We start from the raw sequence: 16,504 nt of genomic DNA on the forward strand, positions 1-16,504 counted from the left end.
TCAAAACCGGCGTACGTCCGTTCAGGCCGTGGGACGGCCCAGCGCGCGGTAGGTCCAGCCGGCCTTCCGCCACAGGGCGGGGTCCAGGGTGTTCCGCCCGTCGAGGATGTGGCGGGTGGAGACGGTCTCGGCCAGCGCGGCGGGGTCGAGCTCGCGGAACTCGCGCCATTCGGTGAGGTGGAGCACGGCGTGCGCGCCCTGCACGGCCTCGACGGCGGAGTCGGCGTAGCGGAGAGTGGGGAAGACGCGCTTGGCGTTCTCCATGGCCTTGGGGTCGTAGACGGTGACCTCGGCGCCCTGGAGGTGGAGCTGGCCCGCGATGTTGAGGGCGGGCGAGTCGCGCACGTCGTCGGAGTCCGGCTTGAACGCGGCGCCCAGGACGGCGACGCGCTTGCCGAGGAGGGAGCCGTCCAGGGTCTCCCGGGTCAGCTCGACCATGTCGACGCGGCGGCGCATGTTGATGGCGTCGATCTCGCGCAGGAACGCCACGGCCTCGGCGGCGCCCAGCTCGCCGGCGCGGGCCATGAAGGCGCGGATGTCCTTGGGCAGGCAGCCGCCGCCGAAGCCAATGCCGGCCCGCAGGAACTTGCGGCCGATGCGGTCGTCGTGGCCCAGGGCCTCGGCCAGCCGCACGACGTCGCCGCCGCTGGCCTCGCAGATCTCGGCCATGGCGTTGATGAAGGAGATCTTGGTGGACAGGAACGCGTTGGCCGCGGTCTTCACCAGCTCGGCGGTGGGCAGGTCGGTGGCGATGAACGGCGTGCCCTCGGCGAGCGGGGTCGCGTAGACCTCGCGGAGCAGGGTCTCGGCGCGCTCGCTGGTGACGCCGACGACGATGCGGTCGGGGTGGAGGGTGTCCTCGACGGCGAAGCCCTCGCGGAGGAACTCCGGGTTCCACGCGAGCTCGGCGGCATCGCCCGCGGGGGCGAGCTCGGCAACGCGGCGGGCGAGGCGGGCGGCGGAGCCGACGGGGACGGTCGACTTGCCCGCGATGAGGGCGGGGCGGGTGAGGTGCGGGGCGAGGGACTCGATCGCGCTGTCCACATAGGACATGTCGCAGGCGTACTCGCCCGGCTTCTGCGGGGTGTTGACGCAGATGAAGTGGATGTCGCCGAACTCGGCGGCCTCGGCGTAGGACGTGGTGAAGGACAGACGGCCGGAGGAGCCGGGCAGGCCGGCGACGTGCCGGCGGAGGATGTCCTCCAGGCCGGGCTCGTACATGGGCGTCTCGCCGCGGGCCAGCAGCTCGGTCTTCTCGGGGAGCACATCGAGGCCGAGCACCTCGAAGCCGAGCTCCGCCATGGCCGCCGCGTGGGTGGCGCCGAGGTAGCCGAGGCCGATCACCGTGATCTTCGGGGACATGCCTCCGAGCATAAACCCGGGGCCTGTCGGGAAGCTCACGTACCCGTAACCCGTTCACCGGCCTAGGATTACGTGTTACTTAACAGTCGTTAGCATCGTCGCTCGCAGGGAGTGAGACACGTGGCAGGAGCCGCAGACTTCGACCTCTACCGCCCGGCGGAGGAGCACGACATGCTCCGGGAGTCGGTACGCGCGCTGGCCGAGGCGAAGATCGCCCCGCACGCGGCCGAGGTGGACGAGGAGGGCCGTTTCCCGCAGGAGGCCCTGGACGCGCTCGTGAGCAACGACCTGCACGCCGTGCACGTGCCCGAGGAGTTCGGCGGGGCGGGCGCGGACGCGCTGGCGACGGTGATCGTGATCGAGGAGGTCGCGCGGGTGTGCGCGTCCTCGTCGCTGATCCCCGCGGTGAACAAGCTCGGTTCGCTGCCCGTGATGCTGTCCGGGTCCAAGGAGTTGCAGGCGCGGTACCTGGCGCCGCTGGCCCGGGGCGAGGCGATGTTCTCCTACTGCCTGTCGGAGCCCGACGCGGGCTCGGACGCGGGCGGCATGAAGACCCGCGCGGTGCGGGACGGCGACTCCTATGTGCTCAACGGCGTGAAGCGGTGGATCACCAACGCCGGGGTCAGCGAGTACTACACGGTGATGGCCGTGACCGACCCGGAGAAGCGGACGCGCGGCGGGATCTCGGCGTTCGTGGTGGAAAAGGACGACGAGGGCGTGTCGTTCGGGGCGCCGGAGAAGAAGCTCGGCATCAAGGGGTCGCCGACGCGCGAGGTCTACCTGGACAACGTGCGGATCCCGGCCTCGCGGATGATCGGCGAGGAGGGCACCGGTTTCGCGACCGCGATGCGGACGCTGGACCACACGCGCATCACCATCGCCGCCCAGGCGCTGGGGATCGCGCAGGGCGCGCTGGACTACGCCAAGGGGTATGTCCGGGAGCGCAAGCAGTTCGGCAAGCCGGTGGGCGACTTCCAGGGCGTGCAGTTCATGCTGGCCGACATGGCGATGAAGCTGGAGGCGGCCCGGCAGTTGACCTACGCGGCGGCGGCCAAGTCCCAGCGGAACGACGGCGATCTGACGTTCTTCGGCGCGGCGGCCAAGTGCTACGCGTCGGACGCGGCGATGGAGATCACCACGGACGCGGTCCAGCTCCTGGGCGGCTACGGCTACACGCGGGACTACCCGGTGGAGCGGATGATGCGGGACGCCAAGATCACGCAGATTTATGAGGGTACGAATCAGGTGCAGCGGATCGTGATGGCAAGGAACCTTCCCTAGCGGGGTTTTCGCGCGGCCCTCCCTTTCGCAACGAGGGGAGGGCCGTTCCCCTGCCGGCCGGCGGCGCTCACCACTCGGCGAACGAGCCGTCCCGGTGCCGCCAGATCTGGTTGCGCCACCGGTGGCCGTCGGCCGCGGCGCGGCGCACCGCGGCCTCGTCGATCTCGATCCCGAGTCCGGGGCCGGTCGGCCGCGCCACGTGGCCCTCGGCGAAGCGGAAGCAGCCGGGGTCGGCGAGGTAGGCGAGCAGGTCGTTGTCCTCGGGCGCGTGGATGCCCAGGCTCTGCTCCTGGATGAGGAAGTTGGGCGTGGCGAAGTCGATCTGGAGGCTGGCGGCCAGGGCTATCGGGCCGAGCGGGCAGTGCGGCGCGAGCGCCACGTCGTGCGCCTCGGCCATCGCCGCGATGCGCCGCACCTCGGAGATGCCGCCCGCGTGGCACAGGTCCGGCTGCGCCACGGCGATCCCGGTGGGCAGCACGTCGCGGAAGTCCCAGCGGGAGTAGAGCCGTTCGCCCACGGCCAGCGGAACGGCGGTGCCCGCCGCTACGGGGGCCAAGTCGCGGGAGAACTCGGGCAGGACCGGCTCCTCGACGAACATCGGCAGCAGCGGTTCGAGAAGCGGCAGGACCCGGCGGGCCATCGCGACGGAGAAGCGGCCGTGGAGGTCGACGGCGATGTCCACGCCCCAGCCGACCGCCTCGCGCAGCGCGGTCAGCCGTTCCACCACGCCGCGCACCACCGCGGGCGAGTCGATGTGCCGCAACTGCTCGGTCGCGTTGTACTTGACGGCGTCGTAGCCCTCGGCGACGGCCCGCAGCCCCGCCTCGGCCAGTTCGGCGCCGCTGGCACCGCCGATCCAGCGGTAGACGCGGGCCTTGTCCCGGACCGGTCCGCCGAGCAGTTCGTGCACGGGAACGCCGAGGTATCTGCCCTTGATGTCCCACAGCGCCTGGTCGATGCCGGCCAGCGCGCTGGAGAGCACCGGGCCGCCGCGGTAGAACCCGCCCTTGGCCAGGACCTGCCAGTGGTCCTCGATCGGCCGGGGATCGGCGCCGATCAGCAGGCCGGAGAGTTCGTCGATGGCGGTGGCGACCGTCTCTGCGCGGCCCTCGACGATGGGCTCGCCCCAGCCGACGACGCCGTCGTCGGTCTCGACACGCAGGAAGAGCCAGCGCGGCGGTACGAGGAAGGTCTCGATCCTGACGATCTTCATGGGAATCTCTGCGTCTCTCGGAGTAGGTGGGGCACGGGGCGCGTGGCTACAGCCGGATGGTCATGCCGCCGTCGATGGGCAGGGTGGCGCCGGTGATGAACGCGGCTTCCCCGGAGGCGAGGAACGCCACGGCGGCGGCGACCTCCTCCGGGGTGCCGAAGCGGCCCAGGACGGTGCGTTCGGCCTCGGCGCGCAGGTCCGGCTCGGAGGTGAACCGCCACTGCGGGGTGGCGATCGGTCCCGGGGTGACGGCGTTGACGCGCAGCGCCGGGCCGTACTCCACGGCCAACTGCCGTACCAGCGCTTCGAGTCCGCCCTTGGCGGCGGCGTAGGGGGCAAAGCCCGCCCGGCCCCGGAGGGCGTGTACCGAGGACACCGCGACGAGGCTGCCACCGGCGGCGGGAAGGAGCCCGTGCAGGTGGCGGACCGCGAGGTAGGCGGCCTTGAGGATGACATCGAGGACGCGGTGCCAGTCCGGCTCGGCCAGCTCGTGCGTGGGCGCGATGGCCATCGCGTAGGCGTTCGAGACCACGACGTCGACCCGGCCGTGGGTGGCGCGCACGGTGTCGGCCAGCCGCTGCCAGTCGGCGGCCAGGGCCACGTCGCAGGGGATGTGGGCGGCCTGGTGGCCGTCGGCGCGCAGTGCCTCGGCGACCTGTTCGCCGGCCTCGGCGGCGATGTCGGCGATGACGACGGCCGCGCCCTCCGCGGCGAGACGGCGGGCGCAGGCGGCGCCGATCCCGCTGCCGCCGCCGGTGACGACCGCGACTTTGCCGGTGAAGCGGCGCGCGGGGGCTTGGATCGTACGGTCGTCGGTCATGCGGTCTCCTGGGAGTCGGGAACGACCGGCCGGGGACGGCACGCCCGCCCTGTCACGCCACGGTCCGCCGCGACGGCCCGGCCGCGCGCCGTGGGCAGCCACCTCATGCCGTGGCCTGCCGCGCGGTGATGCGGTTGAGCGCCGCGGGCAGGGCCGTGGTTTCGCCGAGGACGAGCGCGGCGCCGCCGAGCGCGCCGACCCGGCCGCCCACGCCCAGTTCGGCCGGCACCACGTCCACGTCGCGGACCAGGGACAGCGCGTACCGGCGGATGGCCGTCCGCAGCGGAGCGAACAGTACCTCGCCGGCCAGGGCGAGTTCGCCGCCGACGACGATGCGTTCGGGGTTGAGCAGATTGCACAGGTTGGCCAGCACCTGGCCGACCACGGTGCCGACGTCGGCGAACACGCTCTCGCCGGCCCGGTCCCCCGCCGCGGTGCGGGCCAGCATCTCCTCCAGCCCCACCTCGGTCCCGAACGCCGGGCGCAACTGGGCCAGGACGGCCGGGATCCCGGCGTGCAGGACGAGGCAGCCGCGGTTGCCGCAGCGGCAGGTGGGTCCGTCCATGCTCACCGACACGTGCCCGAGCTCGCCCGCGGCGCCGACCGTGCCGCGGTGGAGCCGGCCGTCGAGGATCAGTCCCGAGGCGATGCCGCTGGACAGGCCGACGTACAACAGGTCCCGCACGCCGCGGCCGGCGCCCCAGCGGGCCTCAGCGACGGCCTCCAGACGGGTGTTGTTCTCGACGGCGACCGGCAGATTGAACGCGCGCTCGAACTCCTCGGCGGCGTGCACATGCGACCAGGGCTGGCCCGGCAGCGACACGCCGACGACCCCGGTGGTGTGGTCGATGGGCCCCGGCACGCCGGCGCCGACGCCGATGACCGGGTCACCGTCCGGCCAGTGCGCGTCGAGCAGCCGCCGCAGGATGTCGCGGGCCACCGCGATGCGTTCGCCGGGGCCGCAGGCCGGGTCCAGGGGAACGCCCCGGGCGGCGACCTCGCGTCCGGAGAGGTCGGCGAGGTGGACCCAGACGCCATCGAAAGTGTGGTTCATGCCCACCACGACGGCCGCGCCCGGGTTGACCGACAGCAGGTCGCGGGCCCGGCCGTCGTGGCCGTCCGCGGGCTCCTCGTCGGACTGGACCACCAGGCCGCGGTCCATCAGATCGCTGACGATCGTCGAGACCGTGGTGCGGGAGACCCCGGCCCGCCGGGCCAGCGCGGCGCGGTGCAGCGGCCCGTCGGCGAGCAGGAGGGCCAGCACCTGCTGCTGATTGGAACGCCGCAACTCACGCAGTGATCCTCCGGACTTCTGGCTCATGGCGCTCAGATTACCCATGTATTTCGAAAGCACGTCAAGACTCTTGACGAACTTCTCCTCCACGGTTCAAGCTCTGCCCCACTCAAGTCGCACACTCCTGAGAAAAAGGTGATGTGCTCATGCACGCACGCTCCCTCGCCCCGATGGACCGCCGCCGGTTCCTCGGGCTCTCGGCCGGCGCCCTGGGCGCCGCGGCCGTCTCCGGCTGCGCGCTGTCGGTCGCCAACGGCGCCGGCCGCGATCCGGTCACGGTGATGGCCTCGGACGGCGACTTCCCGCCGGAGATGGTCCAGCAGGCCGCCGAGGAACTGGACATCCGGATCGACCTCGTCAAGTACGACCCGACCCGGTTGACGGCGATGCTGGCCAGCGGGCAACCGCCGGACCTGGTCCGGGGCCTGGGGGCGCTGGACACCCCCTACCTGGTCGCACGCGATGTCGCGGAGGATCTGGACCCGTACTTCGCCGGCAGTTCGATCCTCAAGGCCGACGACCTGGACCCGGTCAACGACCTCTGGCGGTTCGACGGCCAACGGCAGGGCGCGGGACCGCGTTACGGCATGGCCAAGGACTTCTCCCAGGACTCCATGTTCTGGTACAATCGCGCGCTGTTCGAGCAGGCGGGGGTCGACGACTACCCGCCGGACGACGAGCCGCTGACCTACGAGGAGTGGCTGGACCTGGGCAAGCGAGTGGTCCAGCAGGACGGCGGCCGCACCACCGTGTACGGCATGAGCTGCAACGGCCTGAGCCCGGTCGGCAACCTCATGGCCATCACCGCGGCCGCGGGCGGATCGCTGTTCAGCGAGGACCTGGGCCGGGTGGACTTCTCCACCCCGGAGGCCCGGCAGGCCCTGAGCTGGTATCTCGAGTACGTCCAGGCCCGCGTCGGCCCCAGCCTCATCGACCCCGACCCCAACGTCTGGGACGGCCCGACGTACCAGGCGAACCGGATGGCGATGTCGGGCAACGGCTACTGGTTCGGCGGCATGGTCGGCGGCTCGTCCCCGGAGATCGCCACCGCCTCGCGGCTCGCCCCGGCCCCGGTGTTCGCCGGCAAGCCGCGGGTCAGCACCTGCCAGGCGGGGACCGGTTTCTGGATGCCGAGGAAGGCGCCGCACAAGGACACCGCGTGGCGCCTGTTCGAGTGGTACATGGGCGAAGGCCCCGCCCAGGGCCGCGCCTCGGGCGGCTGGGGCATCCCCACCCTGAAGTCCCTGCGCTCGCTGATGCCCGGCGAACAGCCCTTCCAGGAGCAGTCGCTGCGGGTGCAGAACGCGGAGCTTGAGTACTTCTCGGTCCTCTCGTTCACCCCCTACGTCCGCTCCACCGCCCTCGACGCCGTGTTCAACCAGGTGATGCCCGCCGCGATGCGCGGCGACATGTCCCTGGACGCCGCGATCGGCCGGCTGAACGACGACATGAACCACCAGATGGACCTCGGCAAGGAGCTCGTGCCATGACCGTCGAAGAGATACGGGTGGCCTCCGACCGCCCCGCGCGGGCGCGGCGAGCGTCCGGCGCGGCGGCGGCCCCGCGCACCAGCAGGATGACCACCAAGCGGCACCGGGCGTTCTACATGTTCACCGCCCCCTGGCTGGTGGGCTTCGTCCTGCTGACGGCGTTCCCGATGGGCTACGCCCTGTGGCTGAGCTTCACCAACTTCGACGCCGTCTCGCCGCACTGGCACTTCGTCGGCCTGGAGAACTACCGCGAGGCGCTCAGCGACCCGCTGACCCGTCAGTCTCTGGGGCGCACCCTGCTGTTCACGCTGATCTCCGTGCCCATGACGATGATCGGCGGCCTCATACTCGCGGTCCTCGTCAACCGCCCGCTGCGCGCCCGGGGCCTGTTCCGCACCCTGCTGTACCTGCCCGCGGTCGTCCCGCCGGTGGGGACGGCGCTCACGTTCAAGCTGGTCTTCGACACCAACGCGGGCGCGGCCAACGGCGTTCTGGACGCCTTCGGCATGAACGCCGTGACCTGGCTGGCCGACCCGTACGCCCGTTACGTGATCCTGATGAGTGTCCTGTGGGCGCTCGGCAACACCATGATCATCTCGCTGGCGGGCCTCCAGGACATCCCGCGCGAACTCCAGGAAGCCTCCCGCATCGACGGCGCCAGCGCCTGGCGGTCGTTCCGCAGCATCACCCTGCCGCTGCTCTCCCCGGTGCTGCTGTTCCAGGGCGTGACCGGCGTCATCGGCGCGCTCCAGACGTTCATGCCGCTGCTGCTCGCGGCCGACAGCAGCCCGGCCGGGACCACGTCCGTTCCGCAAGACAACTACATGTACATGATCAACGTGTTCGCGCAGTACTTCGCGTACGGGCGCTTCGGATACGCCTCCGCCCTGCTGTGGATCCTCTTCGCGGTGATCATCGCCTTCACCGCCCTGATCTTCAAGGCCACCAGCGGCGCGGTGTTCTACAACGTCGACCCGGAGGCGAAGAAGTGAAGATCAACACCCCCCGACTCGCCCTGTACACCGCCCTGGTCCTCATCACCGGACTGCTGCTCGGCCCCTTCGGCTGGCTGATTCTCACCGCGCTCAAGGCGCCCGACGAACTGGCCGCCCTCCCCATCCGCTGGCTGCCCGAGAACTTCCAGTGGCACAACTTCGGCGACGCCTGGGACTTCATCAACTACCTCGGCTACGCCCGCAACTCACTGATCATCGCCACCATCTACGCGGTCACGGTCACCATCGCCTCGGCCTGGGTGGGCTTCGGCTTCGCCCGGCTGTCCGCCCCCGGCAAGCGCCCGATGTTCGGGCTGCTGCTGAGCACGATGATGCTCCCGCAGATCATCACGCTCATCCCCACCTACCTGGTGTTCGCCCGGCTGGGCATGGTCAACACCTACTGGCCCTGGGTGCTGTGGGGCCTGAGCGGCGCGCCGTTCCTGATCTTCCTGTTCCGGCAGTTCTTCGTCGGCATGCCCCGCGAGCTCGAGGAGGCGGCGATCGTCGACGGCTGCTCCTACACCGGCATCTTCTTCAGGATCTTCCTGCCGCAGTCCTGGCCGGCCATCGCCGCGAGCCTGGTGATCTCCTTCGGCTGGACCTGGGGCGACTTCATCGCGCCGACCCTGCTGCTGAGCCAGGACAAGACCACGCTGGCCGTCATCCTGACCACCGCCTACCGCGACGCGGCCGGCAACCCGCTCAACAACCTCGTCGCCGCCGGCGCCGTCATGTACGTCCTGCCGCCCCTCCTCCTCTTCCTGGTGGCGCAGCGCGGCTTCGTCGCCGGCATCTCCACCTCCGGACTCAAGTGACCGCCCACCCCGCGCGTTCGCCGCATCGCCAAGGAGTAACGATGAGCCCGTCCCCGACCCGTCGCACCACCCTCCAGGCCGCCGGCGCCGCCGTGGCCGGCGCCTATGTCACCGGACTCGCCGGCAGCAGCGCGCACGCCACCGCGAGCGCGGAGGAGGAACCGGTGGACAGAGTGGTCGTCCACCCGGCCCTGCCGAGCGTGCCCGCGAACAACTCCTTCACCGTCAAGGTCCGCCCCGCCGGCGGAAACTGGCAGACCCTGTCCGTCCACCTGGCGAGGCTCCCCCTCATCGACCCCGCCAGCGGCAGCAACCGGGCCCAGAACTCCTCCGTGGCCGCCTTCGACTTCTCCGGCACCGTCGAGGTGGAGGTCACCTACAACCCGGGCGGCTTCGAGAAGGTCCGCGTCCGCCCCGACTCCTATGGCATCACCCCCGAGGTGCTGGGCAGCACCACGCGCTTCACCCTGGACCGGCCCCGCAACGTCGTCGTCCAGGTCGACGACAAGATCTTCGACTGCCTGCACCTGCTGGCCGGCCCGATCGAGCAGAACCCGCCCGCCGAGGGCGACCGGAACGTCATGTACTTCGGGCCCGGCCTGCACACCCACCCCGACCGCACGCTGACCGTCCCCAGCAACACCACCGTCTACCTCGCCGCCGGCGCCGTGCTCACCTCCAACGTGATCTTCGAGGGTGTGGAGAACAGCCGGCTGGTCGGCCGCGGCGTGATCTACAACGCCACCGGCGGCGCGATCTACGTCCACGACTCCCAGAACGTCGAGGTCGAGAACGTCACGGTGCTCAACCCGCGGTACAACTCGATCACGGTGGCCGAGTCGGAGAACGTCACCATTCGCGGCATGCGCTCCTTCAGCCACCTGGGCTGGGGCGACGGCATCGACATCTTCTGCTCCGAGAACGTCACCATCGACGGCGTCTTCATGCGCAACTCCGACGACTGCATCGCCATCTACACCCACCGCTGGGACTACTACGGCGACACCCGCAACATCACCGTCAAGAACTCCACCCTCTGGGCCGACGTCGCCCACCCGATCAACATCGGCACCCACGGCAACCCGGACCCCGACAACCCCGAGGTGCTGGAGAACCTGAACTTCACCAACATCGACATCCTCGACCACCGCGAGCCGCAGATGCTCTATCAGGGCTGCATCGCCATCAACCCGGGCGACGGCAACCTCGTGCGGAACGTCAAGGTCGACGGCATGCGCGTGGAGGACTTCCGCTGGGGCCAGCTCATCCACATGCGGGTCACCTTCAACCCGAAGTGGAACACCTCGGCCGGGCGCGGCATCGAGGACATCTACATCAAGGACCTCACCTACGCCGGCACCCACGCCGACACCTCGCTCCTCATCGGCTACGACGCGGACCACCTCATCAAGGACATCACCTTCGAGAACCTCGTCATCAACGGCAGGGTGATCCGCGACAGCGGAGGCAAGCCCAACTGGTACCTGGCCTCCGACGGTGTGCCGATGTTCGCCAACGACCACGTCCACAACCTGCGGTTCCTCACCACCGAAGAGGCAGCGGCCCAGTGACCGAGGGACGCTTCGCACCCAGCCGCCGGGGCTTCCTCGGCGCGACCTCGCTGCTGCTCGCGTCGGGCGCCGGCGTCCTGCCGTCGCCCGCCGCCGCGCGGGCCCGGGCATCCGCCGGGCCCGCCGACGACGGCTTCCGCTTCGCCCACCCGGGCCTGCTGCACAGCGCGGACGACCTCGCCCGGATGCGGGACGCGGTCGCCGCCCAGGCCGCCCCGCAGTACGACGGCTACCTGGCGCTGGCCGCGCACCCGCGCTCCTCGGCCACCTACCCGGTGGCCAACACCGGCCAGATCACCTCCTGGGGCCGCGGCCCGAGCAACTACATGGGCCAGGCCGTCGCCGACTCGGCCGCCGCCTACCAGAACGCCCTCATGTGGTGCGTCACCGGACGGCGCGAACACGCCGACAAGGCGCGCGACATCCTGGGCGCCTGGTCCGCCTCGCTGACGGCGGTCACCGGAGCCGACGGGCCGCTCGGCGCCGGCCTCCAGGGCTTCAAGTTCGCCAACGCGGCCGAACTGCTGCGCCACACCGGCTACGACGGCTGGACCGACGCGGACATCGCCCGGTGCGAGGACTCGTTCCTGCGCGTGTGGTACCCGGCCGTCTCCGGCTACATGCTCTACGCCAACGGCAACTGGGACCTCACCGCCGTCCAGACCATCCTCGCCATCGCCGTCTTCTGCGAGGACCGCACCCTGTTCGAGGACGCGCTGCGCTTCGCCGCCGCCGGAGCCGGCAACGGCAGCGTGGCGCACCGCATCGTCACCGACGCGGGCCAGGGCCAGGAGTCCGGCCGGGACCAGGGCCACGAACAGCTCGCCGTGGGGCTGCTGGCCGACGCCGCCCAGGTCGCGTGGAACCAGGGCGTGGACCTGTGGGGCCACCTCGACAGCCGGATCCTGGCCAACGCCGAGTACGCCGCCCGCTACAACCTCGGCTCCGACGTGCCCTTCACCCCCGACCTGGACCGGACCGGCAAGTACATCAAGCTCACCGTCTCCGACCGGGCCCGCGGCAACCTCCCGCCCATCTACGAGATGGTCCTCGCCCACTACGCCGGCGTGCGGGGCCTGCCCGCGCCGTACACCGAACGGGTCGTGTTCCGCGGCACCGACGGTGCCCGCGCGGTCGAGGGCAGCAACGACGACCTGCCCTCCTGGGGAACCCTCGCCTACGCCGGTGCCGGGCCCCTGCCGGTGACCGCCCCGCCCGCGGCCCCCGCCGGGCTCCACGCCGCCCCCGCCGAGGGCCGGGCGGTCACCATCTCCTGGCTCCCCGCCGCCGGGGCGGACACCTACGCGCTGCACCGCGCCACCGCCCCCGACGGACCGTACGAAACCCTCGCCGACGCCCTCGCCGAGCCCACGTACACCGACACGACCGCCCGCGCGGGCCGCACCTACTACTACGCGGCCGCCGCCACCAACGCCTCCGGCACCGGCCCCGACTCCACCGCCGTCGCCGCCACCGCCGGACTCCCCGGCCCGTGGGCGGCACGGGACATCGGCGAGGTGCGCACCGCCGGGGCCGCCGCGTTCGACGGTGAACGGTTCGTCGTGGAGGCGGGCGGCGCGGACATCGGCGGCACGGCCGACGCGTGCCACTTCGTCCACCTGCCGCTGCGCGGCGACGGAGAGATCACCGCGCGCGTGGTCCACCCGCTCAGCTCCCAGTACGCCAAGGTCGGCATCGGCATGCGCGGTTCGCTGGACGCCGACGCGCCGCACGCCTCGATGCTGATCCAGGGCCTCCCCCTGCACACCTGGAGCGGGGTGTGGACCACGCGCGCGGCGGCCGGCTCCCCCACCTCCGGCACCGGGAGCACGGCGGTGCCGCCGACCCAGCAGCAGGCGATCACGACGGCCGCCGGGTTCCCCATCTCCGACCTGGGCACCCTCCCCGAGTCCGCGACGCCGCTGACCGCGCCCCACGTGGAGGCGGCGGGCGACGGCTACCGGATGCGGATGCCGTACTGGGTGCGCCTGGAGCGGCGGCAGAACCGGTTCACCGGCTGGATCTCCCCGGACGGCGCCGAGTGGACCGAGGTCGGCTCGGCCGACCTCGAACTGGGCGGCACCGTGCATGCCGGGCTCGTCCTGAGCTCCTGCCTGGGAGTCGAGGAGTTCTACGCCGAGACCGGGACGGCCGCGTTCGACAACGTCAGCGTCACCAGCCGCGCCGCGGGCACCCTGTGGCGCGCGCCCGTTCCCGCGCCCACCGCCACCGGCCTGGTGGCCGCGGCCGGGGCCGACGCGGTCGAACTCACCTGGAGCGACCCGGACCTGTCCGCGCGGTACGCGGTGCTGCGCGCCGACCGGGCGGACGGCAGATACCGGGAAATCGCCACGGACGTCGGGCCCGTCGGCTTCGGCGCCCGCATCCGGTACACGGACGCGACCGGGACGCCCGGCAGGACGTACCACTACGCCGTCGAGAAGACCAACTCCACCGGCCGCGGCCCCCGTTCGGACCCGGCGAGCGCGGAGATGCCGACGCCGGCGGCCCCCGGGATCACCGGCCCCGGCGTCGCGTACGCCAACCGCGGCGTGCCGTTCCGGCACCTGATCATGGCCTCGCACGAGCCGGTGCGGTTCCGCGCCGACGGGCTGCCCGAGGGGCTGCGGCTCGACAGCCGCACCGGCCTGATCTCCGGAACGCCCACCGATACGGGCGAGTTCACGGTGACCATCGCGGCGGCCAACGCGACCGCGACCGCCGACGCCCCGCTCACGCTCACCGTCGGCGCCCCGCCGCCCGCGCCCTGGACGCACGGCGACCTCGGCGACGTCGTCCTCGACGAACGGCAGCTCGGCACCTACGGCGTGGTCGCGGTGCGCACGCCCGGCAGCACCTCGCACGACGCCGCGGCGGAACGCTTCACGGTGCGCGGCGCCGGGACCGACCTGAACGTCAACAACCAGGGCATGACCGGCCAGTTCGCGCGCCTGCCGGTGAGCGGGGACTGCCGGTTGACGGCCCGCCTGGTCTCCCGCGCGGGTGCGACGGCCGCCGACCGGGTCGGCCTGCTGATCGCCAAGTCCCTGTCCCCGTTCGACCAGGCGGCCAGCGTGATCGTGACCGGCGGGACCACGGCGCAGCTCATGCGGCGCACCGTGGTGGCCGGCGTCAGCCGGTTCACCGGCGGCGCCGCCGTGCGACTCCCCGTCTGGCTGCGGCTGACCCGCACCGGCACCACCTTCACCGCGGCCGTCTCCACCGACGGCACCACGTGGACCGACGTCGCCCAGGACACGGTCCCGGGCTTCGGCGACGCGCCCTGCTACGCCGGGCTCGTCGTCTGCTCCCGCGACCCGGGCCGGCTCACCACCGCCGACTTCGACGAGGTGACGCTCGTCGAAATGTAAGCCCCCACTCACAGAAATGGAGACACCCCCCACATGCACTCCATGAGCCGCGACACCGAGAAGGGCAACCATCGAGCGACACTGACCCGCCGGAACCTCCTGCGGTCCGCCGGCGGCGTGGCGGCCGCCGGCGCCGTCGCCGCCGCGACGGCCGGGCTCACCGGCGGCGGCAGCGCCGCCGCCGCGCCCGCGACGTTCACCCACCCCGGCGCGCTGCACGCCTATGGCGAGCTCAACCGCGCCAAGGTGCGGGTCGCCGCGGGCGACGAGCCGTGGCTGTCGGGCTGGAACCGCCTGACCGCCAACCCGCACTCCGCCAGCACCTGGACCCCCCGCCCGACCGACACGATCATCCGCGGCGGCGACGGCCAGAACTACCCGCAGCTCTACAACGACATCCACGCCGCGTACCAGAACGCCCTGCGCTGGCAGATCGCCGGGACGAGGGCCAACGGCGACAAGGCCGTGGAGATCCTCAACGCCTGGTCGGCGACGCTCACCACGATCACCGGCAACGCCGACCGGTACCTGGCCGCCGGGCTCTACGGCTATCAGTTCGCGAACGTCGGTGAACTGATGCGCGGCTACAGCGGGTTCGACCTGGACCGCTTCCGCACGATGATGCTCAACGTCTTCTACCCGCTCAACAACCGGTTCCTCAACGAGCACAACGACGCCTGCGTCACCAACTACTGGGCGAACTGGGATCTGTGCAACATGAACTCGATCCTGGCCATCGCCATCCTGTGCGACGACGGCGCCAAGTACGACCAGGCCGTCAACTACTTCAAGAACGGCGCGGGCAACGGCTCGATCCGGCACGCCGTCCCGTTCATCCACACCAACGTCGACGGCCACGACCTCGGCCAGTGGCAGGAGTCGGGCCGCGACCAGGGCCACACCATGATGGGCATGGGCCAGATGGGCGCCTTCTGCGAGATGGCGTGGAACCAGGGCGACGACCTGTACGGCCACGACGGCAACCGGTTCATGAAGGCCGCCCAGTACGTCGCCAAGTACAACCTGGGCCAGTCCGTCCCCTTCACCACGTACTCCTGGGGCACCGGACAGAACTGCGCGTACCGGGAGCACACGGCGATCTCCTCGGCCAGCCGCGGACAGGTCCGGCCGGTGTGGGACCTGATCCACTACCACTACGCCCGCCGGCGCCGCCTCTCGGTCCCGTACATCACCGCCATGGCGGAGAGCGTCCGCCCCGAGGGCGGCGGCGGCGACTACGGCTCGACCAGCGGAGGCTACGACCAACTGGGCTTCGGCACCCTGATGTACGCCAAGTAGCTCCCGGGGCGCAGCGGCGCCGAACACTGTTCGGGCAGGCCTGAACGCTTCTGTTCAGGCCTGCCCGAACGCTTTCGCGTGGGACCGTGCCGCACGGTCTTCGTCGTCATAACGCTGCGTCCGTGCCTGGCGGTGGTGCCGTTCGTGATGACTGATGACCGCATACGGGTCGGCCGCACACGCGGTACGGCGACTGCGGGAGGGCCTCGCGGTGAACGCGCCCGGCAGCCATGAAGCACCTTCTTCCCGTCCGGCACTCATCCCAACGCCACGGCGGCCACCAGCATGCCACCGGCCATGGCCAGAATCAGAGACTGTGGCACACGCCGGTGTTTGGTCCAACCGATGGCGTTCATGATCACGAGCTCACGACTCAACGCGGAGAGCGGATTCGCGTCTGTCAGCCGCTCCGCGAATCGCTGAGGGGACCAGGGCCGCCACCGTGGCCGCGTGCGAACGGGGCGCGAGGGTGACCGCGGTGGACCCGGAGCCCGGCATGGTGGCGCTCGCCGCGCGGGCGGACCCGCGGCCGAGGTCCGGCTCGCGGCCCTGCCGGGTCTTCCCTTCGCCGATGGGAAGTTCGACGCCGTGCTCGCCAATTTCGTACTCAACCACGCCGGTCGCCCCCGGGCCGCCCTGACGGAGTTGCGCCGGGTCACCCATCCCGGCGGGCGGATCGCGGTCACTGTCTGGGCGCGTACCTGGCCAACGCGGCCTGGGAAACGCTCCGCTGGGACCACCGGACGACATCGGAGGAGTGGTGGAGCGGCCCGGCTTCCGGCGTGGCGACGATCGGGCAGGTCGTGACAGCCGTGGGTGGAGCAGCGGGAGCCGTTGGTGCCGGAGAGGAACTGGTTGGAACTGTCGGCGTCGCCGATGTCCTGGGCGACGGCGTAGCGGAAGACGTTGCCGTTTCCGACTGGTGTCGAATTCCCTACCGGGGCGTACACCCATTGGCCAATCAGCACCCGCGGCGACGTAGAACAAGTA

At 71.4% G+C, this 16,504-nt stretch carries 12 protein-coding genes; 8 read left to right on the forward strand and 4 right to left on the reverse strand.

Annotated elements, in window-relative coordinates:
* Positions 1 to 21: 21 nt before the first annotated feature.
* A complete protein-coding gene (locus tag RM590_RS30155; protein WP_311707936.1) occupies positions 22 to 1,362 on the reverse strand; it encodes a UDP-glucose dehydrogenase family protein in 1,341 nt (446 codons plus the stop codon).
* A 120-nt stretch (positions 1,363 to 1,482) separates the two neighbouring features.
* Here RM590_RS30155 and RM590_RS30160 point away from each other — a divergent pair, with 120 nt between their 5' ends.
* Positions 1,483 to 2,643, forward strand: a complete 1,161-nt coding sequence (locus RM590_RS30160; protein ID WP_311707937.1) for an acyl-CoA dehydrogenase family protein — start codon at positions 1,483 to 1,485, stop codon at positions 2,641 to 2,643.
* 67 nt (positions 2,644 to 2,710) lie between these two features.
* On the opposite strand, the gene dgoD is transcribed toward RM590_RS30160, so the two are convergent.
* The 3 genes from dgoD to RM590_RS30175 form a co-directional block, all read right to left on the reverse strand.
* Positions 2,711 to 3,856 (reverse strand): galactonate dehydratase, encoded by a 1,146-nt coding sequence (dgoD, locus tag RM590_RS30165; RefSeq protein WP_311707938.1) that lies wholly within the window; start codon positions 3,854 to 3,856, stop codon positions 2,711 to 2,713.
* Between the two features lie 46 nt (positions 3,857 to 3,902).
* Positions 3,903 to 4,676 (reverse strand): SDR family NAD(P)-dependent oxidoreductase, encoded by a 774-nt coding sequence (locus RM590_RS30170; protein WP_311707939.1) that lies wholly within the window; start codon positions 4,674 to 4,676, stop codon positions 3,903 to 3,905.
* Positions 4,677 to 4,779: 103 nt separating this feature from the next.
* Positions 4,780 to 5,997, reverse strand: a complete 1,218-nt coding sequence (locus tag RM590_RS30175) for an ROK family transcriptional regulator (RefSeq protein WP_311707940.1) — start codon at positions 5,995 to 5,997, stop codon at positions 4,780 to 4,782.
* A gap of 119 nt (positions 5,998 to 6,116) precedes the next feature.
* Between RM590_RS30175 and RM590_RS30180 the strand changes: the two genes are divergently transcribed.
* The 7 genes from RM590_RS30180 to RM590_RS30210 all read left to right on the forward strand — a co-directional run bounded on the left by RM590_RS30180 (position 6,117) and on the right by RM590_RS30210 (position 16,321).
* A complete protein-coding gene (locus tag RM590_RS30180) occupies positions 6,117 to 7,460 on the forward strand; it encodes an extracellular solute-binding protein (protein ID WP_311707941.1) in 1,344 nt (447 codons plus the stop codon).
* Positions 7,457 to 8,452 (forward strand): carbohydrate ABC transporter permease, encoded by a 996-nt coding sequence (locus RM590_RS30185; RefSeq protein ID WP_311707942.1) that lies wholly within the window; start codon positions 7,457 to 7,459, stop codon positions 8,450 to 8,452. Before RM590_RS30180 ends, RM590_RS30185 begins: the two co-directional genes overlap by 4 nt.
* Positions 8,449 to 9,273 (forward strand): carbohydrate ABC transporter permease, encoded by an 825-nt coding sequence (locus RM590_RS30190; protein WP_311707943.1) that lies wholly within the window; start codon positions 8,449 to 8,451, stop codon positions 9,271 to 9,273. The genes RM590_RS30185 and RM590_RS30190 overlap by 4 nt, the downstream gene beginning before the upstream one ends.
* Before the next feature lie 41 nt (positions 9,274 to 9,314).
* Complete coding sequence (locus RM590_RS30195) at positions 9,315 to 10,844, forward strand: glycosyl hydrolase family 28 protein (protein ID WP_311707944.1); 1,530 nt, start codon at positions 9,315 to 9,317, stop codon at positions 10,842 to 10,844.
* Positions 10,841 to 14,215 carry an alginate lyase family protein gene (locus tag RM590_RS30200; RefSeq protein ID WP_311707945.1) on the forward strand — a complete coding sequence of 1,125 codons (3,375 nt, stop codon included), beginning with the start codon at positions 10,841 to 10,843 and terminating at the stop codon, positions 14,213 to 14,215. Before RM590_RS30195 ends, RM590_RS30200 begins: the two co-directional genes overlap by 4 nt.
* 42 nt (positions 14,216 to 14,257) lie before the next feature.
* The gene (locus RM590_RS30205; RefSeq protein ID WP_311707993.1) at positions 14,258 to 15,514 is read left to right on the forward strand and encodes an alginate lyase family protein; all 1,257 of its coding nucleotides are present in this window, start codon (positions 14,258 to 14,260) and stop codon (positions 15,512 to 15,514) included.
* Positions 15,515 to 15,964: 450 nt separating this feature from the next.
* On the forward strand, positions 15,965 to 16,321 hold the full coding sequence (locus RM590_RS30210) for a class I SAM-dependent methyltransferase (protein ID WP_311707946.1): 357 nt from the start codon (positions 15,965 to 15,967) through the stop codon (positions 16,319 to 16,321).
* Positions 16,322 to 16,504: the final 183 nt, after the last annotated feature.

The sequence above is a fragment of the Streptomyces litchfieldiae genome, assembly GCF_031845365.1.
In the GTDB taxonomy this organism is placed as follows: Bacteria; Actinomycetota; Actinomycetes; order Streptomycetales; family Streptomycetaceae; genus Streptomyces; species Streptomyces litchfieldiae.